This is a genomic window from Sphingomonas faeni (genome assembly GCF_040407495.1).
GTDB lineage: Bacteria > Pseudomonadota > Alphaproteobacteria > Sphingomonadales > Sphingomonadaceae > Sphingomonas > Sphingomonas faeni_D.
Genome location: NZ_JAPZPP010000005.1, coordinates 40,840 through 65,291, shown reverse-complemented (window position 1 = coordinate 65,291; position 24,452 = coordinate 40,840). Strand labels below are relative to the sequence as shown.

Annotated in this window: 27 protein-coding genes; 9 read left to right on the top strand and 18 right to left on the bottom strand. The window is 65.4% G+C overall.

The window, feature by feature from the left end:
- Positions 1–14: 14 nt before the first annotated feature.
- A complete protein-coding gene (locus tag O6W96_RS15275; RefSeq protein WP_353470358.1) occupies positions 15–1,325 on the bottom strand; it encodes a cytochrome b in 1,311 nt (436 codons plus the stop codon).
- 10 nt (positions 1,326–1,335) lie between these two features.
- Entirely contained in the window at positions 1,336–1,902 is a 567-nt protein-coding gene (gene petA, locus O6W96_RS15270) for a ubiquinol-cytochrome c reductase iron-sulfur subunit (RefSeq protein WP_056489394.1), read from the bottom strand.
- Positions 1,903–2,105: 203 nt separating this feature from the next.
- Here petA and O6W96_RS15265 point away from each other — a divergent pair, with 203 nt between their 5' ends.
- The 3 genes from O6W96_RS15265 (at position 2,106) to O6W96_RS15255 (ending at position 4,180) form a co-directional block, all read left to right on the top strand.
- On the top strand, positions 2,106–2,555 hold the full coding sequence (locus O6W96_RS15265; protein WP_353470357.1) for a tRNA (cytidine(34)-2'-O)-methyltransferase: 450 nt from the start codon (positions 2,106–2,108) through the stop codon (positions 2,553–2,555).
- 187 nt (positions 2,556–2,742) lie between these two features.
- A complete protein-coding gene (gene hemF / locus O6W96_RS15260; protein ID WP_353470356.1) occupies positions 2,743–3,585 on the top strand; it encodes an oxygen-dependent coproporphyrinogen oxidase in 843 nt (280 codons plus the stop codon).
- 1 nt (position 3,586) lies between these two features.
- Positions 3,587–4,180, top strand: coding sequence for a GNAT family N-acetyltransferase (locus O6W96_RS15255; protein WP_353470355.1), 594 nt, complete (start codon positions 3,587–3,589; stop codon positions 4,178–4,180).
- Between the two features lie 176 nt (positions 4,181–4,356).
- Here O6W96_RS15255 and O6W96_RS15250 read toward each other — a convergent pair whose 3' ends face one another.
- Together O6W96_RS15250 and O6W96_RS15245 are read right to left on the bottom strand one after the other, a co-directional pair.
- Positions 4,357–5,097, bottom strand: coding sequence for a hypothetical protein (locus tag O6W96_RS15250; RefSeq protein ID WP_353470354.1), 741 nt, complete (start codon positions 5,095–5,097; stop codon positions 4,357–4,359).
- Positions 5,098–5,105: 8 nt separating this feature from the next.
- Positions 5,106–5,927 (bottom strand): hypothetical protein, encoded by an 822-nt coding sequence (locus O6W96_RS15245; protein ID WP_353470353.1) that lies wholly within the window; start codon positions 5,925–5,927, stop codon positions 5,106–5,108.
- Between the two features lie 70 nt (positions 5,928–5,997).
- Here O6W96_RS15245 and lipB point away from each other — a divergent pair, with 70 nt between their 5' ends.
- The 3 genes from lipB (at position 5,998) to O6W96_RS15230 (ending at position 8,062) form a co-directional block, all read left to right on the top strand.
- Entirely contained in the window at positions 5,998–6,714 is a 717-nt protein-coding gene (gene lipB, locus O6W96_RS15240) for a lipoyl(octanoyl) transferase LipB (protein WP_353470352.1), read from the top strand.
- Positions 6,715–6,802: 88 nt separating this feature from the next.
- Positions 6,803–7,069 carry a hypothetical protein gene (locus tag O6W96_RS15235; protein ID WP_055881015.1) on the top strand — a complete coding sequence of 89 codons (267 nt, stop codon included), beginning with the start codon at positions 6,803–6,805 and terminating at the stop codon, positions 7,067–7,069.
- A gap of 282 nt (positions 7,070–7,351) precedes the next feature.
- The gene (locus O6W96_RS15230) at positions 7,352–8,062 is read left to right on the top strand and encodes a hypothetical protein (RefSeq protein ID WP_353470351.1); all 711 of its coding nucleotides are present in this window, start codon (positions 7,352–7,354) and stop codon (positions 8,060–8,062) included.
- A gap of 118 nt (positions 8,063–8,180) precedes the next feature.
- Here O6W96_RS15230 and queE read toward each other — a convergent pair whose 3' ends face one another.
- From queE to parE, 8 genes are all read right to left on the bottom strand, one after another.
- Positions 8,181–8,813, bottom strand: a complete 633-nt coding sequence (queE, locus tag O6W96_RS15225) for a 7-carboxy-7-deazaguanine synthase (RefSeq protein ID WP_353470350.1) — start codon at positions 8,811–8,813, stop codon at positions 8,181–8,183.
- A 4-nt stretch (positions 8,814–8,817) separates the two neighbouring features.
- Positions 8,818–9,522, bottom strand: a complete 705-nt coding sequence (gene queC, locus O6W96_RS15220; protein WP_353470349.1) for a 7-cyano-7-deazaguanine synthase QueC — start codon at positions 9,520–9,522, stop codon at positions 8,818–8,820.
- Positions 9,523–9,714: 192 nt separating this feature from the next.
- Positions 9,715–10,632, bottom strand: coding sequence for an Hsp33 family molecular chaperone HslO (locus O6W96_RS15215; protein ID WP_353470348.1), 918 nt, complete (start codon positions 10,630–10,632; stop codon positions 9,715–9,717).
- Positions 10,633–10,664: 32 nt separating this feature from the next.
- Positions 10,665–11,585 carry an ornithine carbamoyltransferase gene (gene argF, locus O6W96_RS15210; RefSeq protein ID WP_353470347.1) on the bottom strand — a complete coding sequence of 307 codons (921 nt, stop codon included), beginning with the start codon at positions 11,583–11,585 and terminating at the stop codon, positions 10,665–10,667.
- A gap of 200 nt (positions 11,586–11,785) precedes the next feature.
- Positions 11,786–12,976 (bottom strand): aspartate aminotransferase family protein, encoded by a 1,191-nt coding sequence (locus O6W96_RS15205; RefSeq protein WP_353470346.1) that lies wholly within the window; start codon positions 12,974–12,976, stop codon positions 11,786–11,788.
- 106 nt (positions 12,977–13,082) lie between these two features.
- Positions 13,083–13,343, bottom strand: coding sequence for a BrnA antitoxin family protein (locus O6W96_RS15200; protein WP_353470345.1), 261 nt, complete (start codon positions 13,341–13,343; stop codon positions 13,083–13,085).
- A complete protein-coding gene (locus tag O6W96_RS15195) occupies positions 13,336–13,593 on the bottom strand; it encodes a BrnT family toxin (protein ID WP_353470344.1) in 258 nt (85 codons plus the stop codon). Before O6W96_RS15195 ends, O6W96_RS15200 begins: the two co-directional genes overlap by 8 nt.
- A gap of 37 nt (positions 13,594–13,630) precedes the next feature.
- Positions 13,631–15,637 carry a DNA topoisomerase IV subunit B gene (gene parE / locus O6W96_RS15190; protein ID WP_353470343.1) on the bottom strand — a complete coding sequence of 669 codons (2,007 nt, stop codon included), beginning with the start codon at positions 15,635–15,637 and terminating at the stop codon, positions 13,631–13,633.
- A 159-nt stretch (positions 15,638–15,796) separates the two neighbouring features.
- On the opposite strand from parE, the gene O6W96_RS15185 reads away from it, so the two are divergent.
- Positions 15,797–16,642 carry an outer membrane protein gene (locus O6W96_RS15185; protein ID WP_353470342.1) on the top strand — a complete coding sequence of 282 codons (846 nt, stop codon included), beginning with the start codon at positions 15,797–15,799 and terminating at the stop codon, positions 16,640–16,642.
- A gap of 432 nt (positions 16,643–17,074) precedes the next feature.
- Here the strand turns inward: O6W96_RS15185 and O6W96_RS15180 are convergent, their stop codons facing one another.
- On the bottom strand, positions 17,075–17,830 hold the full coding sequence (locus O6W96_RS15180) for a GcrA family cell cycle regulator (RefSeq protein ID WP_353470341.1): 756 nt from the start codon (positions 17,828–17,830) through the stop codon (positions 17,075–17,077).
- Between the two features lie 65 nt (positions 17,831–17,895).
- Here O6W96_RS15180 and O6W96_RS15175 point away from each other — a divergent pair, with 65 nt between their 5' ends.
- Positions 17,896–18,750, top strand: coding sequence for an ABC transporter permease (locus O6W96_RS15175; protein WP_120301080.1), 855 nt, complete (start codon positions 17,896–17,898; stop codon positions 18,748–18,750).
- On the top strand, positions 18,750–20,021 hold the full coding sequence (locus O6W96_RS15170) for a serine hydrolase (protein ID WP_353470340.1): 1,272 nt from the start codon (positions 18,750–18,752) through the stop codon (positions 20,019–20,021). The genes O6W96_RS15175 and O6W96_RS15170 overlap by 1 nt, the downstream gene beginning before the upstream one ends.
- Positions 20,022–20,184: 163 nt before the next feature.
- Here O6W96_RS15170 and O6W96_RS15165 read toward each other — a convergent pair whose 3' ends face one another.
- From O6W96_RS15165 to O6W96_RS15145, 5 genes are all read right to left on the bottom strand, one after another.
- Positions 20,185–20,712 (bottom strand): GNAT family N-acetyltransferase, encoded by a 528-nt coding sequence (locus O6W96_RS15165; RefSeq protein ID WP_353470338.1) that lies wholly within the window; start codon positions 20,710–20,712, stop codon positions 20,185–20,187.
- 41 nt (positions 20,713–20,753) lie between these two features.
- Complete coding sequence (locus O6W96_RS15160) at positions 20,754–21,536, bottom strand: LysR family transcriptional regulator (protein ID WP_056055436.1); 783 nt, start codon at positions 21,534–21,536, stop codon at positions 20,754–20,756.
- Positions 21,533–21,931: a Co2+/Mg2+ efflux protein ApaG gene (gene apaG / locus O6W96_RS15155; protein ID WP_056488567.1), complete on the bottom strand. Its 399-nt coding sequence runs from the start codon at positions 21,929–21,931 to the stop codon at positions 21,533–21,535. Before apaG ends, O6W96_RS15160 begins: the two co-directional genes overlap by 4 nt.
- Positions 21,928–23,133 (bottom strand): trans-sulfuration enzyme family protein, encoded by a 1,206-nt coding sequence (locus tag O6W96_RS15150; protein WP_060527159.1) that lies wholly within the window; start codon positions 23,131–23,133, stop codon positions 21,928–21,930. The genes apaG and O6W96_RS15150 overlap by 4 nt, the downstream gene beginning before the upstream one ends.
- 218 nt (positions 23,134–23,351) lie before the next feature.
- A complete protein-coding gene (locus tag O6W96_RS15145) occupies positions 23,352–24,452 on the bottom strand; it encodes a glycosyltransferase family 2 protein (protein ID WP_353470337.1) in 1,101 nt (366 codons plus the stop codon).

Sequence of the window (24,452 nt, the reverse complement as noted above, 5' to 3'; positions counted from 1 at the left end):
TCCTCTAGTTCGTATCAGTGCGCGGTGTGCGGCGCAGAAGCCGTCGACAGCGCGGTCTGGGCCGGGCTCGTACCACCGTGATTGGCCAGGACGGCCTCGGTGATCGAGTTGGGCAGCGGCCGCGGACGCTCGGAGCGCGAGATCAGCGGCAGGATGATCAGGAAATGCGCGAAGTAATAGGCCGCGCAGATCTGGCTCAGGATCACGTAGGTCGCCGTTGCCGGAGCACCCCCGCAATAGCCGAGGATCAGGATGTCGGCGACCAGCACCCAGAACGCGATCCGCGCCTTGGGACGATAGTTCATCGAGCGGACCGGCGAGCTGTCCAGCCAGGGCAGGAAGAACAGCAGCAGGATCGAGCCGAACATCGCCAGCACGCCCCAGAGCTTTGCCGGCAGGATGAAGTCCGCGGTGAAGGCGCGCAGGATCGCGTAGAACGGCCAGAAATACCATTCCGGCACGATGTGCGCGGGCGTTGAGAGCGGGTTCGCCGGGATGTAGTTGTCCGGGTGGCCGAGATAGTTCGGGAAGAAGAACAGGAGGCCGGCGAAGATCAGCATGAAGATGCCGAGCCCGAAGCCGTCCTTCGCCGTGTAATAGGGGTGGAACGGGACGGTATCCTGCTCGCCCTTCACGTCAACGCCGGTCGGGTTGTTCGAGCCGGGAATATGCAGCGCCCAGATGTGCAGGATGATGACGCCTGCGATCACGAACGGCAGCAGGTAATGCAGCGAAAAGAAGCGGTTGAGCGCGGCGTTGTCGGGTGCGAATCCGCCGAGCAGCCAGATGCGGATCGTGTCGCCGACCAGCGGGATCGCCGAGAAGAAGCCGGTGATGACCTGTGCGCCCCAGAAGCTCATCTGGCCCCAGGGGAGCACGTAGCCCATGAACGCGGTCGCCATCATCAGCAGGAAGATGACCACGCCGAGTAGCCACACCATCTCGCGCGGCGCCTTGTACGAGCCGTAATAGAGCCCGCGGAAGATGTGCGTGTAGACGACGATGAAGAACATCGAGGCGCCGTTGGCGTGCGCGTAACGCAGGAACCAGCCCGCGTTGACGTCGCGCATGATGCTCTCGACCGAGTCGAATGCGACCAGCCCGTTTGCGGCATAGTGCATCGCGAGAACGATGCCGGTGATGATCTGGATCGCCAGCGCGGCGCCGGCGAGGACGCCGAAGTTCCAGAAGTAATTGAGGTTGCGCGGCACCGGGTAACCGGCGCCGACCGCGTTGTAGACGAGCCGGGGAACGGGAAGCCGTTCATCCAGCCACCGCGTCAGCGGCAGCTTCGGTTCGTATTGCTTGGCCCAGGGAAAGCTCATGTCGTTTTCCTCAGCCTACCGTGACGACGGTGTCGGAGTTGAAGGCATAGTCCGGAACGTGGAGGTTCGACGGAGCGGGGCCTTTGCGGATGCGTGCGGCGGTGTCGTAGGCCGAGCCGTGGCACGGGCAGAAATAGCCGCCGAACGGGCCCTTGTTCTCCCCCTCGCCCGCGCCGAGCGGGACACAGCCGAGATGCGTGCAGACGCCCAGCGTGATCAGCCAGTTCTTCTTGCCCGCCTTGGTGCGCTGCTCGAGCGTCTGCGGATCGCGCAACGTTGAAATGTCGACCGCGTCGGCTTCCGAGATTTCCTTCGGCGTCAGGTTGCGCACGAAGAGAGGCTGCTTGCGGAACGACGTCTTGATCGCTTGGCCGGGGAGGATCTTCGACAGGTCGATCTCGGTGGTCGACTGCGCGAGCACGTCGGCGCTCGGGTTCATCTGGTTGATCAGCGGCAGGACGATCGCGACCGCGCCGACTCCGGCGAACGAGACGGCGGCGATGTTGATGAAATCACGGCGGCGAGGATCATGGGCCTCTTCGTGAAACGGCTCTGGCGATTCGCCGGGAGGAACCATGTCGTCGACTGTCGCCATTCATCTCGCCCTTGCACGTTATTTTTTTCGTGGCCTGGCGGGGCTTTCGGTTTCGACGAACCGTTGCCCACCCTGCCCGACCGTCCCCACGGAGGCTGGCCTTTGATAGACGGCGGGGGCCGGGTTTGCCAACTGCATTTTGCTCTGGGTTACCGCCGGGCCCTCTTCGCGCTAAGGGATCGGGCATGAGAATTGCCCTCTATCAGCCCGATATCGCCGGAAATGTCGGCGCGATCCTGCGGACTGCCGCGTGCATGGGGATCGGCGTCGACCTGATCGAACCGATGGGATTCACGTGGAGCGAGAAGGCGGTGGCGCGCTCGGGAATGGATTATGTGGGGGCGGTCGACGTGGTCCGGCATGTCGATTGGGACGCGTTCCTGGCGCAGGTGAGCGGGCGGATCGTGTTGCTCACGACGAAGGGCGCTGTACGGCTTGACGTTGCGGAGTTTCATAGCGACGACGTGTTGTTGATGGGGAGCGAGGGGACTGGGGTTCCCGAGGACGTCCATGCGCGTGCCGATGTGCGGGTGCTGATCCCGATGCGCCCGGGGTTGCGGTCGATGAATATCTCCGTGGCGACGGGGATCGTTGCGGCGGAGGCGTTGCGCCAGACGGGCGGCTGGCCCGCTTAGCCATAGCACGTCGTGCTCCCCCACATACGCCGTCATCCTGACAAAAGTCAGGATCCAGAGTAACCGGCGCCACGCTTATGGCTCTGGGTCCTGACTTTCGTCAGGATGACGTGGGATTGTGATGAGCGCTGTTTGCAAAGCACGCCGCCCCTCCCCGTTCCGGGGAGGATTTGGTAGAGACCCGCGGATGACCGATCTCGACCCCCAGCAAGCCGCCGCCCGAACCTGGTTCGAATCCCTGCGCGATCGCATCTGCGCGGAGTTCGAGGCGATCGAGCGGGAGGCGCGCTCCGACGCGTCGTTCGAGTACACGCCTTGGGACCGGATCGATCCGTCGGGCGAACCGGGTGGTGGCGGCGTGCGCGGCGTGATGAAGGGCAAGGTCTTCGAGAAGGTCGGCGTCAACGTCTCGACCGTCGGCGGCACGTTCGAGGGCGACTTCGCCAAGTCGATCCACGGTGCGGGCGACGACCCCCGCTTCTTCGCGACCGGGATCAGCCTGGTCGCGCACATGACCAACCCGCATGTGCCCGCGGTGCACATGAACTGCCGCTTCCTCAACACCACCAAGCGCTGGTTCGGCGGCGGCGGCGATCTCAACCCGCCGCTGCCGATCGAGGAGGACACGGCCGACTTTCATGCGACGATGAAGGCGGCGTGCGACGCGCATGATCCGGCGCATTACGAGCGGTTCAAGGAGTGGGCGGAGACCTATTTCTACATCCCGCACCGGAAAGTCAGCCGCGGCGTCGGCGGGATATTCTTCGACCATCTCGATGGCGATTTCGAGACCGACTTCGCCTTCACGCGCGACGTCGGTGAGGCGTTTCTCGACGCCTATCCCCGGATCGTGCGGCGGCGGATGGATACGCCGTTCGATGCGGCCGACGAGGCGCGGATGCTCGAATGGCGCGGGCGCTATGCGGAGTTCAACCTCGTCTATGATCGCGGGACGTTGTTCGGGCTCAAGACCGGCGGCAACATCGACGCGATCCTGATGAGCCTGCCGCCGCGCGCTACGTGGTCGTAACGTGGCGCTGATCCCGGTTGCCGACGACGTCCTCGCGACGATCGTCACGACGCTGGAGATGCGCAAGCGGCCACCGCTGCGGCCGAGCCCGGGATCGCGGTTGCGGCTGGTGAAGTGGGAGCGTCCGGCGCTGGAGAAATACCGTGCGCTGTTTCGGCGCGTGGGCAGCCCGTGGCTATGGTTCTCGCGGCTGGTGATGGCGGACGATGCGCTGGCGGCGATCGTCCATGATCCGGGGATCGGGGTGTATGCGGTGCTCGATCCGGCGGAGATCGAGGTCGGGATGCTCGAACTCGATTTCCGCGAGGCAGGGGCATGCGAGATTTCGTATTTCGGGTTAATCCCGGAGCTGGCCGGGCAAGGGCATGGGCGGTGGCTGATGGCCGAGGCTTGCGCGCGGGCCTGGGCCAAGGGGGTGGAGCGGGTGTGGCTGCATACCTGCACGCTCGACCATCCGAGTGCGCTGGGGTTTTATCGGGCGCAGGGATTTGTGGCGGTGAAGCGGACGATCGAGACGTTTCCCGATCCGCGAGCGTCGGGATTGCTGCCGCCGGAGACGGCGCCGCAGATCCCGTCTCTGGCTAAGCGGGGGTAGCAGCTTCTCTGGCTTGGTTCGCTGCCGATCCCATTCGACCACGTTTACCTCCCCGGCGGAGGCCGGGGTCCAGTTGGGAAACGTTGCTAACGGAGGTCGCGCGTCGTTACTGCGACCTCTCCAACTGGGCCCCGGCCTTCGCCGGGGAGGTGCTGTTATATTGAACGAAGCAGCGCTTACCTAGCCAAGCGGCGGTAAGCCGATATCGCGATCAAGGCCATCGCGATACCTGCCGCCATCGCCGCTACCGCGGCGCCAGCATCGACGATCGCCAACGCGACCGGGTTGGCCTCGCCGCCGTCGCGCAACGCCTTGTCGAGCATCATGAACGGCGCGCCGGCGAGCCAGCCGCTGATGTAGCTGAACGCGGCCAACCCCATCAGCGGCAACCCGGAACCGCGGCTGAGCGTGAAGCTGCGGCGGATCGCGCCGAGGGCGCCGAGCGGGGCTTCGGCGAACAGCGCCGGGCCGGTCAGCATCGTCCGGCCGAGGATGTAGAGGCCGGGGATCGCGTACAGCAGCAGCCCTGCCCCCGCCGGCAGTGACACGATCACCATCGCCAGCAGGAAGCGCGGGAATATCCGCAGGCAGCGGGTCAACGCCGTCCCCAGGTCGAGATGCTCGCGATCGAGATACAGCGCGTAAAACAAGGACGTGCCGAAGAAGCTCATCACATAGGCGAGCAGGTACCAGCCGCCATGCGCCGCCGCCCAGGTCTGCACCGCATCGGCCCAGACCATCGCCTGCGCCTCGTTGTTGCCCGCCGCCGCGTCGGGCATCGGAGGATCGGGCACGACCAGCGCGAGCGCGAACGCGGGCAGGAACAGGAACGGTGCGGCAATCCGCAGCAGCAGGTCGCGATCGCGCTTGAACAGGGTCCAGGCGTCGGTGAGGACGGTCGCGAAATCGAGCTTCATCGGGGATTTCATTCCTGGGGAAGTTTCTCTCTGACCGCGACATAAAGCTGCGCGGTGAAGACCGCGGCGAGCGCGGTGAAGACAGTGGTGACGATCGTGGCGACGACGCCCGACAGGAACGTCGCGGTCGCAATGCCCTTTGCGCCGAGCGCGAGGCGAAAGATGATTCCGGTCACCGACTGCGCGGCCCAGGTGGACACGAGCATGACGATCGCGAACAGGATCAACACGCCGATGATCCGCCATGTCAGCCCCTTGGTCAGCTGGACCGAGCGACGAATCGCACCGATCCCGCGGCGTTCGTTGAGGATGACCGGATTGAGCAGCACCAGCCGCGCGCCGACCCAGATCGCGAACACCAGATAGGCGAGGCCGTACAAGGCGGTGAACCCCGCGGCGCCGGCAGTCGGCGGCGTCATCTGCACGGTCGATCCGCTGGCGGCTGCGGAGAGGTTGAAGCCCGACTGGACCAGGACGATCACCGGCGGCACGAAGAGGAGCCCTGCGACGACCGCGAGCAGCACGGTGATGCCCAGCGCCGGCAGAACCCGCGCGCCCGCTTGGCTGCGTGCGGACGCGGCGTCGGTGGCGGGATCGGTCCCGATCGCGACGATCGCCAGTTGCGACCACAGCATCGCGACCAAAGTCCCGATCGCCAGCACGCTGCCGGTCAGGGCAAAGCTGACCGTTCCCGGCGTCGAGAACGCGACATAGCCGTCGCGGATCACGCTGGGCACGACCATACCGAGCAGGGCGATCGGCGCGATCATGCCGGTGCGTCCGTTGAGCACCTCGATCGTGCGATCCCAGACCGTCCCCATCTTCACCATGCGCGTTGCTCCCCAGCCATGCCAAGCTCGCGGGTTAGCCCAAGCCCCCGCGCTTGACCACATCGTTGCAATGCGCGTGAAGGTTGCAAGTCGCGACGGCGGTGCGCAATTGGGATCGGTGACCACCCCCCTCCCCTCCGATATCGAATGGCGCACCAGCGCCGGCCTTACCCCCTATGTCGAGGCACTGGCCGAGATGGAGGCGCGAGCCGTCGCAGTCGGCGCCGGCGAGGCACGCGAACTGCTGTGGATGCTCGAACATCCGCCGGTCTACACCGCCGGCACCAGCGCCGAGCCTGATGACCTGATCGACGCGCGCTTTCCGGTGATCCCGACCGGGCGTGGCGGCAAATACACCTATCATGGGCCAGGGCAGCGGATAGGCTATGTCGTGCTCGACCTGACGAAGCGCGGACGCGACGTGCGGTGTTATGTCCACGCGCTCGAATCCTGGGTGATCGCCGCGCTTGGCGAACTCGGCGTCGAGGCGTTCGCGGTCGATGGCCGGGTCGGCATCTGGACGCTCGATCAAGGACGGGAAGCGAAGATCGGCGCGATCGGCGTGCGGGTGAAGCGCTGGGTGACGCTCCACGGCTTCTCGGTGAACGTCGACCCGGACCTGTCGCACTTTGGTGGTATCGTGCCCTGCGGCCTGCCCGAATACGGCGTTACCAGCCTGCAATCGCTCGGCATTCCAGCCGACCTTGCAACTTTAGACGGCGCCCTGGCGTTGACGGCCGATGCTTTCCTTGAAACAGTTTCTTGTCCTCGAGAAAACGAGGCTTGAGGGCAAAGCGTTATCGGATTAATGTCCACTACGATTTGGGTATTAAGGGCGAGCAGCCAGCCAAATCCTCTATCTAGGGAGCTTCCACATGCGTGCACTCATTTCCAAGGTCCTGACCGGTTCGCTGATCGCCAGCGCAGCACTCGCCGTTTCGGCGTGCGGTCCCAAGACCGAGACGACGACCGACAACACGATGGTCACCGACATGAACGCCACTGAAGGCATGGACACCATGACCGACAACATGACCGCAGTCGACGGCGCGTCGAACGGTGGCATGATGGCCAACGACACCATGATGGCGAACGACACGATGATGTCGAACGACACCATGATGACCAACAACGCAATGTAATCCCTAGGAGATTACCTGCTTCGGCCGGTGATTTCCGACAGGACCTATGCGGTGTGAAGGGCCGCCCGGGTAACCGGGCGGCCCTTTTCGTTGTACCGGACCCTGGTGTTCGAGAGCGTTTATCCGCACGCCGCCGGATCGTTTCGGACGCGGCGAATCGAGTTCCGCGCGGCTAGCGGGTCGATGTTCCGCGGTTCATCGGAAAAGGTTAAAATCGCTTGGGAGTTTTGTGGAAACGCTCTAGATTCGCGGACTTGAAGTAGTGCCCCCGGGGAGGTTGGAATGAAGGTGTTGCGTACCGCGCTCGCGCTATGCTTGGCGTCGAGTGGGCTCGCGGTGGCGCAGTCGGCGTCGGCGCAGTTTTTCTTGCAGTCGCGCGATTTCTCGGGTGCGGCGGTCGTCGGCGACGAGGCCGATCTGGGCCAGCCCCTGCCGGGTGCGACCTCCGCGGAGACACGGGCGGCGCTCGTGTGGCACATGCGCGCTGCGCTCAACGTCGCGGCGTTGCAGTGCCAGTTCGAGCCGACGCTGTTGACCGTGCCCAACTATAATTCGATCCTCGCCGATCATGGCGACGAGTTGAAGGGCGCCTTCGATACGCTGACCAAATATTTCCTGCGCGTGAACAAGGCCGCGGGGGTCCGCGCCGGACAGGCCGCGCTCGACCAGTTCGGCACGCGTACCTATTCGAGCTTTGCGACGGTGGCCGCGCAATACGGGTTCTGCCAGACCGCGGCGTCGATCGGTCGCGATGCGGTGTTCGCGCCACGCGGCCACTTCGCGGAGGTGGCGCTGGCCCGCTCGCGCGAACTGCGCAACAGCCTTATCCCCTGGGGCGAACAGCGCTTCCCGCGGTATATCGGCAGCGAACGGTCGGCGCCTAAGATGATCCGCCTCGACCCGATCTGCTGGAACAAGAAGGGCGAGTGGGTCGACAAGAAATGCGGCGTACAGAATTGGCCGCCCGCCGGTACGGGGATCGCGACGCGCTAAGGCGCCGATCGGTCCACTCGGGACAGAATGATCTCGGGGAACGGATCGGGTCGGTTGCAGCGATGATGGACTTGAGCGAGGGCAGCGGGGCGATATCTTCGCACGCTGCCCGCCTGTCTCAGCGCAGCCCGAGCAGCTTGTGCGTCTGGAGCGATAGCCGCCACTGAGGCCGCTGCATGACCAGATCGACGCACGCCTCGCGGTTCGCGTCGGCGCGTGGATCGTCGAGCGGCTGAAGCAGGAAGTTCGCGAAGTCCCAGGTCTCGACCTCGTCGATGTCGCTGCCCGGCTGCGGCCAGACGAGCTTCAATTCGTGCCCCGTGCGCTGGACGACGATGCTGCCCGCCTTCGGACTGATGCAGACCCAGTCGATGCCGGGATGCGCAGCGATCGTACCATTGCTCTCCATCGCGATCCGGAAACCCACGGCATGGAGCGCATCGACGATCGCATCGTCGATCTGGAGCATCGGCTCGCCACCGGTCAGGACGACGAATCGGTCGCGTGCACCCTCACCCCAGAAGCCGGCAACCGCTGCCGCGAGGCCTTGCGCATCCGCGAACTTGCCGCCGCCGAGCCCGTCGGTACCGACGAACTCGGTATCGCAGAACCGACATACCGCTGTCGCGCGGTCCTGTTCGCGGCCCGACCAGAGGTTGCACCCCGCAAACCGCACGAACACCGCACGGCGACCGGCGTTCACGCCCTCACCCTGCAGCGTCAGGAACATCTCCTTGACCGCGTAGCTCATGGCGTCAGGCCGGCTTCACAGCGTAGCGCGTCGGGTCGGCAATCCCCGCCTCGTCGAAGCCACGCGCGCGCAATCGACAGCTGTCGCATTCGCCGCAATGCAGGGAGCCCGGCGCGGGATCGTAGCACGACCAGCTCAAACCGAGGTCGAGGCCGAGGCGCGTGCCTTCGCGGACGATGTCCGCCTTGGTCATGTGCTGGAGCGGCGCCTGGATGCGGAAGGGATCGCCCTCGACACCCGCCTTGGTGGCGAGTTCGGCGAGCCCTTCGAAGGCGGCGATGAATTCAGGCCGGCAATCGGGGTAGCCCGAATAATCGAGCGCGTTGACGCCGATATAGATGTCGCGGGCACCCGCGGCTTCGGCCCAGCCGAGCGCGAGGCTGAGGAAGATCGTGTTGCGGGCGGGGACGTAGGTGACGGGGATGGCACCACCGTCCTCGGTGCCAGCGCCGTCCTTGGGAACGTCGATATCGGCGGTCAGCGCGGAGCCGCCGAATGCGGAGAGGTCCATCGGCAGGACGATGTGGCGTTCGGCGCCGAGTGCATCGGCGATCCGACGCGCGGCGGCGAGTTCGACGCGGTGACGCTGGTTATAGTCGAACGACAGCGCGAGCAGGCGCTGGCCGGCTTCGCGCGCCATCGCGGCAGATACCATAGAGTCGAGCCCGCCCGAAAGGAGCGCGACCGCGAAGGGAGCAGGAGATGTCATGATGCGGAGTGCGCTAGGCCAGCGGCGCACAAAAAGAAAGGGCCGCCCGGTGAGGCGGCCCTGAGGTTGGCGCAAGATGCGCCACAAGGGAGAAAAAAAGTGCCGAATAAGAGCACGTGATCAGGTGTAGCCGAGAAGCGTAAAAACGACGTTAACGCCTCACGTTCCGCTCTCCTCCAACGGTCGAAGGTATTAGGCTTCGACCGGCACCGGAAATTTCTTGGCGCAGAACGCACAGTCGACGATGATGAAGCCGGTCTCGTCGGCCATCGACTGGCGTTCCTCGATCGGAAATTTCGAGATCACGCCCTTGATGTACTCGGGGTCGCAGCGGCACCCACGGCTGATCGGGATATCCGCGAGGATGCGGACGTCCTCTTCCTCGTTGAACAGCCGCCACACCAGCGTTTCCAGCGGCAGCGTTGCATCGGTCAGTTCCTCCACGCTCATGGTCGAGCCGAGCGTCGCGACATGCTCCCATTCGGGATGATCGAGCTTGGTATGGAGTCTCTCGCGCCCATCTTCGCCCTCGGGGAGATGCTGGAGGAACAGCCCGCCCGCGACGCAGCGCCCGTCCGGACCCTTCGCCATCCCGGTGCGGACCATCGTCGGAATCTGCTCGGACTGCGTGAAATAGCTCTGCGCGGCCTGTGACAGCGTGTCGCCATCGAGCGGGACGATGCCCTGATACCGCTCGTTGCTGCTCGCCATGTCGAACGTGATCGCGAGGTAGCCGGCGCCGAACAGCGCGAAGAGCGATGGCTCGGCGGGCGCTTCGGCGAGCTTGTCCGCGTCGTATTCGATATAGCCGCGCACTTCGCCGCCACGGTAGTCGCAGACGAGCAACTGGACGACGCCGCTTTCGGTGCGGGTCTGCATCGTCAGCTGACCGCTCGAATCCTTGAGCGTCGAACCGATCAGCGCGGCAAGCGTGAGCGCCTCGGCGAGCAGCTTCTCGATCGCCGGCGGATAGGCGTGCGCGGCAAGCACTTCGTCGAGCGCGGTGCCGAGCCGGACGATCCGGCCGCGCGCACTGCGCGCGGGGATCGCAAAGGCCAGCGCACGGTCGAGATCGGTCATGTTGGGGTCGAATTTTGGCGTATCGTTCATCGTCCGCCAGATGGTGACCCTGCCCGTTCAGGTCAACCGATCTGCCCGAAGCACCAGCGCAGCACTGATTTCTGCGCGTGCAATCGGTTCTCCGCTTCCTGCCAGATCAGCGATTGCGGCCCGTCGATCACGTCGGACGTCACCTCTTCCTCGCGGTGCGCCGGCAGGCAGTGCATGAACTTGGCGTCCGGCTTGGCCATCGCCATCAGCGCGGCGTCGACCTGATACGGTGTCAGCGCCGCCAGCTTGGTCTCGGCATGCGCCTGCCCCATCGAGATCCAGGTATCTGTGACGACGATGTCCGCACCCTCGACCGCCTCGCACGGATCGGAGACGACGCGCGCCCGGCCTGACGCGCGGACGATCGCCTCCTCTTCTGGCTGGAACCCCTGCGGACATGCCGCGACGACGTCGAACTGCATCAGCCCGGCGGCTTCGACGATCGAGGCGAGCACGTTGTTGCCGTCGCCGAGCCACGCGACCTTGAGGCCGGGCAACGCTTTGCCGCTCTCGATGATCGTCAGCAGGTCGGCCATGATCTGGCAGGGATGCGACGCGTCGGTCAGCCCGTTGATGACCGGGACCGAGGCGTAGTGCGCCATCTCCTCGATCTTGGCGTGATCGTCGGTGCGGATCATGATCGCATCGACATAGCCCGACAGGATCCGCGCGGTATCCGCGATCGACTCACCACGACCGAGCTGCATCGAGCCGCCGTCGGATACGATCGAGGTACCGCCGAGCTGGCGGATCGCCATGTCGAACGAGAAGCGCGTGCGGGTCGAGCTCTTCTCGAAGACCATCGCGAGCGTGTGGCCGGCGAGCGGCGCGTCGGTGTCGACGCGGCCCTTGGTGAAGCCGGCGCGGGCCGCCTTGCGGTCGAGTGCGTCGGCGAGCATCGCGGCGATGCCGTCGGCTCCAGCGTCGGTGAGATTCAGGAAATGGCGGGTCATAATATCCTCCCCGGCACGGGGAGGGGGACCGTTCGCATGGCGAATGGTGGAGGGAGTTTCAGGCCGGATCACCCCCCGGGTGATCCTCGAACATGCGGGGCATGTTCGACCTGAAACTCTCCACGAACGCGACACCTCGGGGCGATCCCCCTCCACCATGCTTCGCATGGTCCCCCTCCCCGTATCGGGGAGGATCAGTTTCAATCGTCGGCGGCGGGTACGTAGACGCGCGCGGCGGTCGACAGCTTGTCGATGCACTCGGCGATATGGCTCTCGTCGATCACCAGCGGCGGCAGGATGCGGACGACGTTCTCGCCCGCCGACACCAGCAGCAGGTTATGCTCGTCACGCGCGAACGCGACGAAGGCGCGGCTGTCGCTCTTGAGCTTCAGCCCGAGCATCAGCCCGGTACCGCGAACGCTGTCGAACAAATGATCGTGATTGGGGATCATCTGCTCAAGCCCCTGTCGCAACCGGTCGCCCATCGCGGTGACGTTCTCAAGGAACCCGTCCTCCAGCATCACGTCGAGGATCGCCTCACCCGCCGCCATCGCCAGCGGGTTGCCGCCATAGGTCGAACCGTGCGTGCCGGCGACCATGCCCTTGGCCGCTTCCTCGGTCGCGAGGCAGGCGCCCAGCGGGAAGCCGCCGCCGATACCCTTGGCAACCGCCATGATATCCGGCGTGATCCCGTACAGTTCGTGCGCGAAGAATTTCCCCGTACGCCCGTAGCCACACTGGACCTCGTCGAGCACCAGCAGCAGGCCGTACTCGTCGCAAGCTTTGCGCAGGCCGGTGAGGAACTCGTGGCTCGCCTGACGGATACCGCCCTCGCCCTGGATCGGTTCGACCAGGAAGCCCGCGGTGTTGTCGTCGATCAGCGCCAGCGCGCCTTCGAGGTCGTTAAACTTGGCATAGGCGAACCCCGGCAATAGCGGCTCGAACCCGTCACGCATCTTGGCCTGGTTGGTCGCCGAGATCGCGCCGAGCGTGCGTCCGTGAAACGCGGTGTCGAATGTGATCAGCGTGTGACGCTGCGGATTGCCGTTGGCGAAGTGATAGCGCCGCGCGGTCTTGATCGCGCACTCGACCGCTTCCGCGCCCGAATTGGTGAAGAACACGGTGTCGGCGAATGTGTTGTCGACGAGGCGCTGCGCGAGATGCTCGCCCTGCGGCGATCCGTACAGGTTCGATACGTGCATGAGAGTCGCGGCCTGCTCGGCGATCGCCTTGGTCAGGTGCGGATGCGCGTGACCTAGCGCATTGACGGCGATGCCGCTGGCGAAGTCGAGATATTGCTGGCCGTCCTCGCCGAAGAGGTACACGCCCTCGCCTCGGACCGGACGCACGCCACACCGCGGGTAGACGGGCATGAGCGGGGTGATGGTCACAAGCGCTTCCTTTTCCGAAACGAGAAAGGCGACCCAATGGCCGCCTGGATGCGCCTAATACGAGCGTCGGGGGAGACGCGTCAACCTTGGCCAACGCGGCCTTGGATCAGACTTTAGCCTGTCGCAGCGCTTCGTTCATCCGCGATTGCCAGCCTGGGCCTGTGGCCTTGAACTTGTCGAGCACGTCGGGATCCAGACGCACAGTTACCGGCGTTTTTGTCGGTGCCTGCTGAGGACCTCGTCGGCGGACGAGCGCGGCCACGACGTGCGGCGGATGAATTTCGGATAGGGGTCGCGAACGCGCGATCATCTTATCGGTCCATTCGGGATTTTCGTCGAAGCCGGGAGGTGGAGGAAGCTTACTCATAACGGCGCATCTCCTTGTCATGTGCGCGTCGAACACTGATTACCCGTACGCCTTCGTCCGTCTCGACATAGATAACGCAGTATCCGATCCCGTTGATCCGCCCCCGCGCCTGGAACCGGGTTTCACCATAATCGAACCGGTCATCAACAATCGCGACAACATCCGTATCGAAACCGTGAAAGCCACCTAGAGAGAGACCGTGCTTGGCAATGTTACTCGCGTCTTTTGCAGGGTCGAACGCGATTTTCATCTAAGCCATTCCCTCCAAATTGTCAATACGATTTGCGCTAAGCGTCGATAGCTTCTTCGTCCATGCGGCCCGCATTCTCCTGGATGAACGCAAAGCGGTGCGCGGGGTTGTTGCCCATCAGGCGGTCGACCAGGTCCTTCACCTGCGCGCGCTCCTCATATTCCTGCGGGAGCGTGATGCGGAGCATGCCGCGGGTGGCGGGGTCCATCGTGGTTTCGCGGAGCTGGCTCGGGTTCATCTCGCCGAGGCCCTTGAAGCGGCCGACGTCGACCTTCTTGCCCTTGAACACGGTGCGTTCGAGTTCGGCGCGGTGCGCGTCGTCTCTCGCGTAGATGCTCTTGGTGCCGACGGTGAGGCGGTAGAGCGGCGGCTGCGCGAGGTAGAGATGCCCGCGGCGGACGAGTTCGGGCATCTCCTGGAAGAAGAACGTCATCAGCAGCGTCGCGATGTGCGCGCCGTCGACGTCTGCGTCGGTCATGATGACGATGCGTTCGTAGCGGAGCGTGTCCGGCGTGCAGTCCTTCCGCGTGCCGCAGCCCAGCGCGAGCGTCAGGTCGGCGATTTCCTGGTTGGCGAAGATCTTGGCGCTGGTGGCAGACGCGACGTTGAGGATCTTGCCGCGGATCGGAAGGATCGCCTGCGTTTTCCGGTCGCGCGCCTGCTTGGCCGAGCCGCCGGCCGAATCGCCCTCGACGATGAACAGCTCGGTGCCCTCGGGGGAGTTCGCGGAGCAGTCGGTCAGCTTGCCGGGCAGCCGCAGCTTCCGCGCGGAGGTCGCGGTCTTGCGCTTGACGTCGCGCTCCTGCTTGCGGCGCAGGCGTTCGTCCATCCGCTCCAGCACATAGTTCAGCAGCGCCTTGCCGCGCTCCATGTTGTGACTGAGGAAATGGTCGAAATGATCGCGCACCGCCTTCTCGACGAGGCCGGCGGCTTCGGGGCTTGTGAGGCGATCCTTGGTCTGGCTCTGGAATTGCGGTTCGCGGATGAACACCGACAGCATCAGTTCGCTGCCGACCATCACGTCGTCCGCGCTGATATCCTTCGTCTTCTTGTTGCCGACGAGATCGCCGAACGCGCGCAGGCCGCGGACCAGCGCCTGCCGGAGGCCTTGCTCATGCGTGCCGCCATCGGGGGTCGGGATGGTGTTGCAATACCAGCTGTACGAGCCGTCGCTCCACAGCGGCCATGCGACTGCCCATTCGACGCGGCCCTGCGTCTCGCCGTTCGCGCTCGGGAAATCCTGCGAGCCGGAGAAGAAGTCAGAGGTCGCGCATTCGCGGCCGGCGATCTGGTCGCGGAGATGGTCGGCGAGGCCACCGGGGAACTGGAACACAGCTTGGGCGGGTGTTTCATCAGCGATCAAGTCGGGTGCGCAATGCCAACGGATCTCAACGCCGGCGAACAGATACGCCTTCGAGCGAACGAGCTTGTAAAGGCGTTGCGGCTTGAAGTTCAGTTCGGTGCCGAAGATCTCTGTATCCGGCGTGAAGGCGACGCTGGTGCCGCGACGGTTGGGCGTGGCCCCAAGATGCTCGATCGGCCCGAGCGTCAGCCCCTTGGCGAAGCGCTGGCGGTACAGTTGCCGATCGCGCGCGACTTCGACGACGGTGTCGGACGACAGCGCGTTGACGACGCTGATGCCGACGCCGTGCAAGCCGCCCGACGTCGCATAGGCCTTGCCTGCGAACTTACCGCCCGAATGGAGCGTCGAGAGGATCACCTCCAGCGCGGACTTGTCGGGGAATTTCGGGTGCGGGTCGACCGGGATGCCGCGGCCATTGTCGACGATCGTCAGCCGGTTGTTCGCCTCCAGCGTGACCTCGATGCGCGTCGCGTGGCCGGCGACCGCCTCGTCCATCGCGTTATCTAGCACTTCGGCGGCGAGGTGATGCAGCGCGCGCTCGTCGGTGCCGCCGACGTACATGCCGGGGCGGCGACGTACGGGTTCGAGGCCTTCGAGCACCTCGATCGAAGATGCATCATAGGTGTTTGCAGCGGTTTTCCCGCCAGACGCGCCCGGAGACGCGAACAGATCTTCAGCCATGGCGCGAACGTAGCCGCTGGCTTGCGACAAAGCCACAGGCTCTGTTTGTTCTCCGTGTTACCGGAAAGCCACATTGATGTAGATTGTTGCAGTGCGGGGATAAATTTCGCGCGATCCGCCGTTTATGAAAAACCTGTCATGAAGTTTCCGGGAGTGAATATGACTAAGACGATGATGGTGGCGCTCGCTGGCGCCGCTACTCTGGCGTTCGCGGCACCTGCCGCCGCGCAGGAAGTCACGGCCGATGCGCCGTTCAGCGGCATCTATGTCGGCGGCTCGTTCGGCTATGACGTGCAGCCTAACGACAACGGCGAGTCGATCGCATTCGATCGCAATCTGGATGGCGTCTTTGGCGACACCATCTCGACTGCGGCCGTTGCCAACGCGTTCTCGCCGGGCTTCTGCAATGGCCGCGCGACCAGCAACACCGCGCCCGCCATTGGTGGCCGTGGTTGCCGTAGCGACAAGGATGGCATCGGCTATTCGGCGCGAGTCGGCGCGGATTACCAGCGCGGCAATATCGTCGTCGGCGTGGTCGGCGAATTCGGCAAGAACGAGATCAGCGACAGCGTCTCGGCGTTCAGCACGACGCCCGCCTTCTATACCATGACGCGCGACCTGAAGTGGGAAGCATCGGCGCGCGGACGCCTCGGTTATGCGGCGAACACGACGCTGTTCTACGGCACGTTCGGCGTCGGCTATGCCAACATCGACAACAGCTTCACGACCGGCAACTTGGCCAACACCTTCACCAGCAACGGTAACAGCAAGGAATGGGGCATCGTCGGCGGTGGCGGCATCGAGCAGAAGCTGGGCCGCAACGTCTCGGTCGGTCTCGAATACCAGTACCATCAGTATCAGGACAATGACTACCGCGTCCGCGCCTCGGGTGGCCCGACCGGTGGTCCGTTCACGCGCGGCAACGCATCGGGGACCGACTTCCGTCGCAACTCCCAGGATTTCCGCTGGCACAGCATGCGCGCAACAGCCGCTTTTAGGTTCTGAGGCGAGGCTTGGGCGAGTCCTGCGCCAAGCCGGCGCAGGACTCGCCCAAGCCCGCCCGGCGCGGCTCGCCGCGTCCGACGACATGGGCTTTGCCCATGGCTAGCTAAGGTAGAAAGGGCCGCTTCCTCACACGGGGAAGCGGCCCTTTTATTGTTCGCCGTATTTAGACTTCCGCGATTCGATAGCCGGTTGCCAGCCGCAAGCGTGTTTTCCCGCGAATGCGGGGACCCAGACTGGGCTCCCGCCTTCGCGGGAGAACAAGGAAGGGTACTGCCCCCCACCAGATACACCTCCCCGGCGAAGGCCGGGGCCCAACTGGCGGACGCCGCTAATGGAGCGAAGCACTTAAGTTACTATCACCTTCCCAATTGGGCCCCGGCCTTCGCCGGGGTGGCACCTCTTGGAAAAGCCGCTTGCCATCAAATTAGAATGTTATCGAGGCCGAGGACCGCCGAATGGCAGCGGTGGCGTCGGACGACGATCGCGACGGGGCAACTGTGCCTGGTACGCGTGGCCGCAATGATCGACGCAATACGGGAAGCCGGGGTTCACAGCCTTGCCGCAAAAATGGAAGTCGGGCTCGCCCGGATGGCCGAGCGGCCATTTGCAGATGCGGTCGTTCAGTTCCAGCAGGCTCGTCTTGTTCGCCATCTCGGCCGACGGCTTGGCGGGGACGAGGCGACGCGGCGGGGCGGGCGTGCTCGGAGGCTGCTGCTCGCCAGGCGCCTGGCGGAGGAAGCCGCCGGGGCCGACGGAGCGCAGGATCGGCTGAGGCGCGCGGACGGGGGCGACGACGGCCGGAGCCTCGTCCTCGTCCTCATCTTCGTCGTCCTCAGGCTCTTCGGCGACTGGCTCTGGTTCGACCGGTGCCACGGGCTTGGCCGCTGCCACGACGGGCTCTGCGACCGGGGCGGGCTTGGGAACCTCGACCTCGACCGGCTCCGGTGACGCGACCGGCTCAGGCGTTGCTGCTGCGGCCGATGCCGATGCTTCGGCCGCAGCTGCCGCCTTCGCCTCGGGATCGTTGGGCTTCACCGGCGACGGGCGCGCCTGCAGCTCGAGGCGGTGGGCCTTGCCGATGACGGCGTTGCGGCTGACGCCACCCAGTGCTTCGGCGATCTGGCTGGCGGTCTGGCCGGCCTCCCACATCGTCTTGAGCGTCGCGATGCGCTCGTCGGTCCAGGACATGTTCGTTCCTCAGTCTTGCTCAGCCGGGTTGCGGGCGGCAGCGGCAGCGATTACCCGCAACGCCTATGAGCAGCCAGCCCCCAATCGGTGAAATCCATTCGGCGGTGCATTCCGCCCCCGGCGTTCCCGTCATAAAGAGCGTGAACTGGGAGGGATTGCGAACCCTCTATATCAAGGAGGTGCGCCGGTTCTTCAAGGTGCAGCTTCAGACGGTGTGGGCGCCGGCGATAACGACGCTGCTGTTCCTGATCGTATTCACCATCGCGACCGGTGCGAAAAGCCCGGTCCCGGTCGATGGCCAGATCGTCGCGTTCGCCGATTTCATCGCGCCGGGGCTGATCATCGCGCAGGGCATGATGGGGCCGGCGTTCGCCAATGCGAGCTTCTCGCTGCTCGTCGGCAAGATGCAGGGCACGATCGTCGATTACCTCCAGCCACCTCTCTCTACGGGTGAGTTGCTGGGCGCGCTGGTCGGCGGTGCGGTGACGCGGGCGGTGATCGTCGGGATCGTCGTATGGGCGGCGATGGCACTGTATCCGGGGGTGCACGTGACTCCGCATGCACCGCTGGCGATCATCTGGTTCGGGTTGCTCGGCGCAACGTTCCTCGCATTGCTGGGCGTGCTGACGTCGATCTGGGCGGACAAGTTCGATCATGCCGCCGCGGTCACCAACTTCGTGATCGCGCCGTTGTCTCTGCTGTCGGGGACCTTCTACTCGGTCGACAAGCTCGCACCGGCGTTCCGCGCGTTCAGCCATGCGAACCCGTTCTTCTACATCATCTCGGGCTTTCGCTACGGGTTTCTGGGGATTGCCGACTCGCCGGTGATGATCGGCGGGATCGTGATCCTGGTGATCGATCTGGTACTGGCGACTCTCTGCTACCGGTTGCTGAAGAGCGGTTGGAAGCTGAAGAACTGATGCACAGACTCGCGCTCTGGCTGGTGGCGTTGGCGGTGGCCTTGCTGCCGGTCGGAGCGGTAGCGCAGGGCGCGGTGGCGGACCCGGCGTTGCGGACGAAGGCGGATGCGCTCGTCGCGATCCTCGACGGGCGTGGCGCGTATGACGCGTATTTCGCCGCGAGCTTCCGCGAGAAGGTGCCGAAGTCGCAGTTTGCGTCGATCGTCGAGAAGCTGAAGGCGACGCTGGGCGCGCCGCAGAAGATCGCGTCGCTGACCGCGACTTCGGCGTGGTCAGCGGATCTGGTCGTTGGGTATGCGCGGGGAACGGCGAGCGTTCGGCTGGTGATCGCCCCCGAGGCGCCGCATGCTGCGACTGGTTTGCTGATCACCGGCACGGGTGCGCGCGACGATAGCCTCGCCAAGGTCGAGGCGGAGTTTCGTGCACTGCCGGGCGCTAGCGGGCTCGGGCTTTACGCGCTCGGCGAGGGTAAGCCCGAGCCGATCCTCGAATACCGTGCCGATGTCGCTGCACCGCTGGGGTCGGCGTTCAAGCTGTGGGTGCTGACGGAGTTGGTGCGTCAGGTTGCTGCAGGCGAGCGGCGTTGGGAGGACGTCGTGAAGGTCGGGGCGCCGTCCCTGCCGTCGGGGGTGTTGCAGACCTGGCCCGCCGGGTCGCCGGTGACTGTGCAGACGCTCGCGACGATGATGATCTCGATCAGCGACAATACCGCGACGGATACGCTGCTGACGACGCTCGGCCGCGCGAAGGTCGATGCGATGGCGGAGACGGCGGGTGGCAGCGTGCCGGTGATGACGACGCGCGAGATGTTCGCGCTGAAGGGCGACGCGGCGCTGACGAAGGCCTGGGCGGCTGGGTCGGTGGACGAGCGGCGGTCGCTGCTGGTCGACAATGCCATCAAGATTTCCACCGCCACGCTCGATCCGACCGTGTTCGCCGGAAAGCCGGTGGCGATCGACAGCGTGGAATGGTTTGCGAGTCCCTGGGCGATGGCGGGGGTATTGGACCGGTTGCGGAAGGCGGATGCCACGTCGCGGGCGGTGCTGGCGGTCAATGCCGGCGTCGATCCGGCGATCGCGAAGCGGTTTGGGTATGTCGGGTTCAAGGGTGGTGGCGAGCCCGGGGTGCTGACGTTGAACTATCTGGTGCAGGCGAAGGACGGACGCTGGTATGCCGCGACCGGGAACTGGCACCGGGCCGATGACGGCGTGAACGAGGTTCGGTTTGCCGGGCTGATGGGGCGGGCGCTGGCTTTGCTGGCGGCGCGGTAGGGTTCGCTGCCTCGCCCCGTCTCATGGGCCACCACCCCGGCGAAGGCCGGGGTCCAATTGGGGGACGTTGCTAACGGCGGATAGCGCTTCGTTATTTCCACCTTCCCAATTGGGCCCCGGCCTTCGCCGGGGTGGTGTTATCAGACGGGATAGCGGCGGTGGCTCAGGCCCGCCCGGCCGCCTGCCAACTATCCGCGCAGAGCCCGTAGATCAGGCTGTCGCGCAACCCCAGATGCGTTTCCCATTCGTCGCGCAACAGCCGCTCACGACGGAAACCGAGACGTTCCAGCAACGTGATCGACGCCGCGTTCTCGGTATCGGCATCCGCGAACACGCGGCTCCGCCCTTCCGCAAACAACCGGTCGATCACTGCCGACACAGCCTCGCGCGCGATCCCCCGTCCCCATGCTTCGCGCGCGAGGATGAAGCCGATCTCCGTCACCCCTGCCCCGTCGGCCTCGCTGCCCGAGACCCAGCCGATCGCGCGGTCGTCGCCCGTGCGGGTGATCGCCCAAGTGCGCTGGTTGCCCGGCGCGGCTTCCTCGGCGAGGTAGGTGCGGACGTCGTCCACGCTACCGAGCGGGCCGTCCGCCGAATAGGCCATCAGCTCCGCGTCGGTGAGCATCGGATGCAACGCGGTCGCGTCGCCCTCGACGAGCGGCCGCAACCGCAGCCGTCGCGTCTTCAGCACCGGCGATGTGCCAGCGCGTCGTGGTCTGCGTCCGGGTTGCCTCACGCGGTCAGGGCATCCACGAGCGCGCGGACTTTCTTCTGGCGCCACTGCGGGAGCGGGGCGACGAGCCAATACCCGCCCTTCGACGGCTGCGACTCGCCGATCAGCCGAACGCGGGCCTGCGCGAGATCGCGGCGGGCAAGCAGTTCGGGCACGGTCGCGCGACCGAGCCCCGCCGCCGCCGCATCGATCGCGAGCCCGGCGTCGGTGACGCGAACCAGTGCAACGCCGTCCTCACCCGACCATGCGATCGCGGCTTCGCTATCGGTACCGGGCTTGGCGATCGTCACCATGCCTTCGGATTCGAGCGCCTCGCCTTCATGCTCGCCCGGACCATCGCCCCAGCGGATCGCGAGATCGAGATTGGCTTCGGTGAAGTCGACATTCTCGTCCGCGGTGATCAGCACGAAACGCAGTTCGGGATCGGCCTCGGCAATCTGTGCGAGTCGCGGCATTAACCACTTTTCCGTCAGGTCGCGCGGCGCTGCGATCGTCAGCGATTTGGAGGACTGGCCCGCCTGCATCGCGCGAACCGCTTCCTCGAATTGCAGGAAGCCCCCCCGCAGCGCGCCAAGACCGGCTTCGGCTTCGGGGGTCAGTTCGAGCCCGCGCGTGGTACGGCGGAACAGGACGACGCCGAGCGTATCCTCCAGCGCGCGGATCTGCTGACCGACCGCCGCCGGCGTCACCGCAAGTTCGTCGGCGGCACGCGTGAACGACAGATGCCGCGCCGCCGCGTCGAGCACGCGCAGGCCATTGAGCGGGAGATGCGTGCGCTTCAATTGAGCACCGCGGGGGCGAACAGCGAGAAGCGGGGGATCTCGACCGCAAACACTGCGCCGTCTTCGCGGACCATCTGGTAGCTCCCCTGCATCGCCCCAGACGGGGTCGCGAGCGGGCAGCCCGAAACATAGTCGAAGCTCGCGCCCGGTTCGATCACCGGCTGTTCGCCGACCACGCCCTCGCCCTCGACCGAATGGCGCGCGCCGCGACCGTCGGTGATCACCCAGTGGCGGGTGAGCAACTGGACGGTCTCAGTGCCCTCGTTCTCGAGGCGGATGTGATACGCCCAGAACCAGCGGCCCCGCTCCGGCTCGGACTGTTCGGGCAAATAGCTGACTGACACGCGCACCGTCACCCCATCGGTCGTCGCCGCGTTGGGGAACAGCGCTTTCACAGTCCAGCCTGACGCAGCGCCTGGTCGAGGTCGTCGATCACGTCCTGCGCATCCTCGAGCCCGACGTTGATCCGCAACAGCCCCTCGGTCACGCCCATCTCGATCTGCTTGTCGGGCGAGACGCTCGCGTGCGTGGTCGAGGCGGGATGCGTCATCAGCGAGCGCGAGTCGCCGATGTTGTTCGAGATATCGACCAGCTCCAGCGCGTCGAGCAGCGCGTGCGCCTGTTCGCGGCCCTCGACCTCGAATGCGAAGATCGGGCCGCATGCGTCCATCTGGCGCTTGGCCAGTTCGTGCTGCGGATGGCTCGGCAGGAAGGGGTGCAGCACGCGGGGCACGCGGCCTTCGAGGAATTCGCCGACCTTCATCGCGTTCTCCGACTGGCGGTGGATGCGCAGGTCGAGCGTCTCGAGGCCCTTGAGCACCACCCACGCGTTGAACGGCGACAGCGTCGGGCCGGTGTTGCGCGTGAACGGCAACAGCGTGTTGGTGATGAAATCCTCGGTCCCGCAAACTGCGCCGGCGAGCACGCGGCCCTGCCCGTCCATCATCTTGGTCGCGCTGTACGCGGTGACGTCCGCGCCGAACTCCATTGGCCGCTGCAAGGCCGGCGTCGCGAACGCGTTGTCGACCACCGTCGTGATACCGCGTTCGCGCGCGATGTCGCAGATCGCCTTCAGGTCGGCGATGTCCATCGTCGGGTTGGCGGGCGTCTCGAAGAAGAACACCTTCGTTTCAGGCCGAACCGCGTCGAGGAACGCCTGCGGATCGCGCGCATCGACGATCGTCGTGGCGATCCCGAACTTCGGCAGCAGCGTATCCGTCAGCCAGCGGCACGACCCGAACGCCGCGCGGCCGCCGACGAGGTGATCGCCGGTCTGGAGCTGGCACAGCAGCGACGCGGTCATCGCCGCCATGCCGGTCGCCATCGTCCGGCATGCCTCGGCGCCCTCCAGCAGCGCGATCCGCTCTTCGAGCATCTGCACGGTCGGGTTCTGGAGGCGGGAATAGGTCATTCCCTCCTGCTCGCCGGCAAAGCGCGCCGCGGCGTCGCCTGCCTTGTCGTAGCAATAGCCCGAGGTGAGGAACAACGCCTCCGACGTCTCGCCATATTCGCTGCGGGCGGTGCCGCCGCGGATGGCGCGCGTCGCGGGACGCCAATTCTGAGTGATCGAACGATCCTGGCCGGTCTTGCGCTTCATGCGCGCCGCTTTGCCGGTGGGGAGCCGCGATGACAAGCCCGGGGACACGCCTTGCAGGTGTGAAGAGGGGCGAAGTGTCTCGATCCTCCCCCGCCAGGGGGAGGTGGCGCTGAAGGCGACGGAGGGGGAGGACCACGCAACCGCGGTTACCCTTTCCTCCCCTTCCGTCTGGCAAGCGCCAGCCACCTCCCCCTTGCGGGGGAGGATCATAGATCCGCTCAGTACCGCCCCCAGGTGAATTTCGAGGACAGCGCGTAGTTCCAGACTGCGCCGACCAGCACGCCGATCAGCGCCGACGCCGCCCACGCCCCGTCGCGCATCTCGTACAGGAACGCGGCGATCCCGACGTTGGCGACCGCACCGACCGCGCAGATCACCGCGAACGACACCCAGCCGTCGAGCAGTTGACGCCATCCCTTCAGACGCCGGTCGCGATAGGTCAGCGCGTTGTTGAGGAAGAAGTTGAAGGTCAGGGCGGCTAAGGTCGCGACGATCTCGCCGGCGAGGAAATTCGCGCCGAACCCGACGAACAGCGCGGTGAGCACCGCCATGTGGATACCGACGCCGAACACACCGATCGCCGAGAACATCGCGAACCGCACGGGCACGACGCGCCCGAACATCCGGTCGTATAACGCGATCAGATATTCCAGCGCGACGACGTGGTCGAGCTTGCTCTCACCTTCGGTCCGGACTCGGAACGTGTAGGGCAATTCGACGAAGCGAAGCGGTTGGGGGCTGGCGGTCAGCAGGTCGAGCAGGATCTTGAAGCCGATCGCGGACAAGCCCGGCGCAAGATGGCGGACGATGTCGCTGCGGATCATGAAGAAGCCGCTCATCGGATCGGAGAGGTCGGCCTTCAACACGCGCCGCGACAGCTTGGTGGCGAACGCGGACTTGGCCACTCGGTCGCGGTCCCATTCACCGGTGCCGCCGCCATCGACGAAGCGCGAGCCAACGACCACGTCGATATCGGCGCCCTTCAACAGATCGAGCATCGCCGGCAGCAACGTCTCGTCATGCTGGAGATCGCCGTCGATCACCGCGACGACCGGCGCGGCGGTGGCGCACATCCCCTCGATGCACGCCGACGACAGCCCGCGTCGACCGATCCGCTGGATCACGCGGACCCGCTTGTCGAGCCGGGCGATTGCGCGCGCGGCGTCAGCGGTGCCGTCGGGACTGTCGTCATCGACGAAGATCGCCTCCCAGTTACGCCCGGCCAGCGCCTGGTCGAGCTTGGCGATCAGCGTCGGGACATTGGCCTTCTCGTTGAACGTCGGAATGACGACCGCGAGTTCGAGCAGGCCGTCGATCAT

Bases quoted from the DNA above. Each gene is read 5' to 3' on its own strand.
- O6W96_RS15275 (WP_353470358.1), bottom strand. From the start codon at position 1,325: ATGAGCTTTCCCTGGGCCAAGCAATACGAACCGAAGCTGCCGCTGACG.
- petA (WP_056489394.1), bottom strand. From the start codon at position 1,902: ATGGTTCCTCCCGGCGAATCGCCAGAGCCGTTTCACGAAGAGGCCCAT.
- O6W96_RS15265 (WP_353470357.1), top strand. From the start codon at position 2,106: ATGAGAATTGCCCTCTATCAGCCCGATATCGCCGGAAATGTCGGCGCG.
- hemF (WP_353470356.1), top strand. From the start codon at position 2,743: ATGACCGATCTCGACCCCCAGCAAGCCGCCGCCCGAACCTGGTTCGAA.
- O6W96_RS15250 (WP_353470354.1), bottom strand. From the start codon at position 5,097: ATGAAGCTCGATTTCGCGACCGTCCTCACCGACGCCTGGACCCTGTTC.
- O6W96_RS15245 (WP_353470353.1), bottom strand. From the start codon at position 5,927: ATGGTGAAGATGGGGACGGTCTGGGATCGCACGATCGAGGTGCTCAAC.
- lipB (WP_353470352.1), top strand. From the start codon at position 5,998: ATGCGCGTGAAGGTTGCAAGTCGCGACGGCGGTGCGCAATTGGGATCG.
- O6W96_RS15235 (WP_055881015.1), top strand. From the start codon at position 6,803: ATGCGTGCACTCATTTCCAAGGTCCTGACCGGTTCGCTGATCGCCAGC.
- O6W96_RS15230 (WP_353470351.1), top strand. From the start codon at position 7,352: ATGAAGGTGTTGCGTACCGCGCTCGCGCTATGCTTGGCGTCGAGTGGG.
- queE (WP_353470350.1), bottom strand. From the start codon at position 8,813: ATGAGCTACGCGGTCAAGGAGATGTTCCTGACGCTGCAGGGTGAGGGC.
- queC (WP_353470349.1), bottom strand. From the start codon at position 9,522: ATGACATCTCCTGCTCCCTTCGCGGTCGCGCTCCTTTCGGGCGGGCTC.
- O6W96_RS15215 (WP_353470348.1), bottom strand. From the start codon at position 10,632: ATGAACGATACGCCAAAATTCGACCCCAACATGACCGATCTCGACCGT.
- argF (WP_353470347.1), bottom strand. From the start codon at position 11,585: ATGACCCGCCATTTCCTGAATCTCACCGACGCTGGAGCCGACGGCATC.
- O6W96_RS15200 (WP_353470345.1), bottom strand. From the start codon at position 13,343: ATGAGTAAGCTTCCTCCACCTCCCGGCTTCGACGAAAATCCCGAATGG.
- O6W96_RS15195 (WP_353470344.1), bottom strand. From the start codon at position 13,593: ATGAAAATCGCGTTCGACCCTGCAAAAGACGCGAGTAACATTGCCAAG.
- parE (WP_353470343.1), bottom strand. From the start codon at position 15,637: ATGGCTGAAGATCTGTTCGCGTCTCCGGGCGCGTCTGGCGGGAAAACC.
- O6W96_RS15185 (WP_353470342.1), top strand. From the start codon at position 15,797: ATGACTAAGACGATGATGGTGGCGCTCGCTGGCGCCGCTACTCTGGCG.
- O6W96_RS15180 (WP_353470341.1), bottom strand. From the start codon at position 17,830: ATGTCCTGGACCGACGAGCGCATCGCGACGCTCAAGACGATGTGGGAG.
- O6W96_RS15175 (WP_120301080.1), top strand. From the start codon at position 17,896: ATGAGCAGCCAGCCCCCAATCGGTGAAATCCATTCGGCGGTGCATTCC.
- O6W96_RS15170 (WP_353470340.1), top strand. From the start codon at position 18,750: ATGCACAGACTCGCGCTCTGGCTGGTGGCGTTGGCGGTGGCCTTGCTG.
- O6W96_RS15150 (WP_060527159.1), bottom strand. From the start codon at position 23,133: ATGAAGCGCAAGACCGGCCAGGATCGTTCGATCACTCAGAATTGGCGT.
- O6W96_RS15145 (WP_353470337.1), bottom strand. From the start codon at position 24,452: ATGATCGACGGCCTGCTCGAACTCGCGGTCGTCATTCCGACGTTCAAC.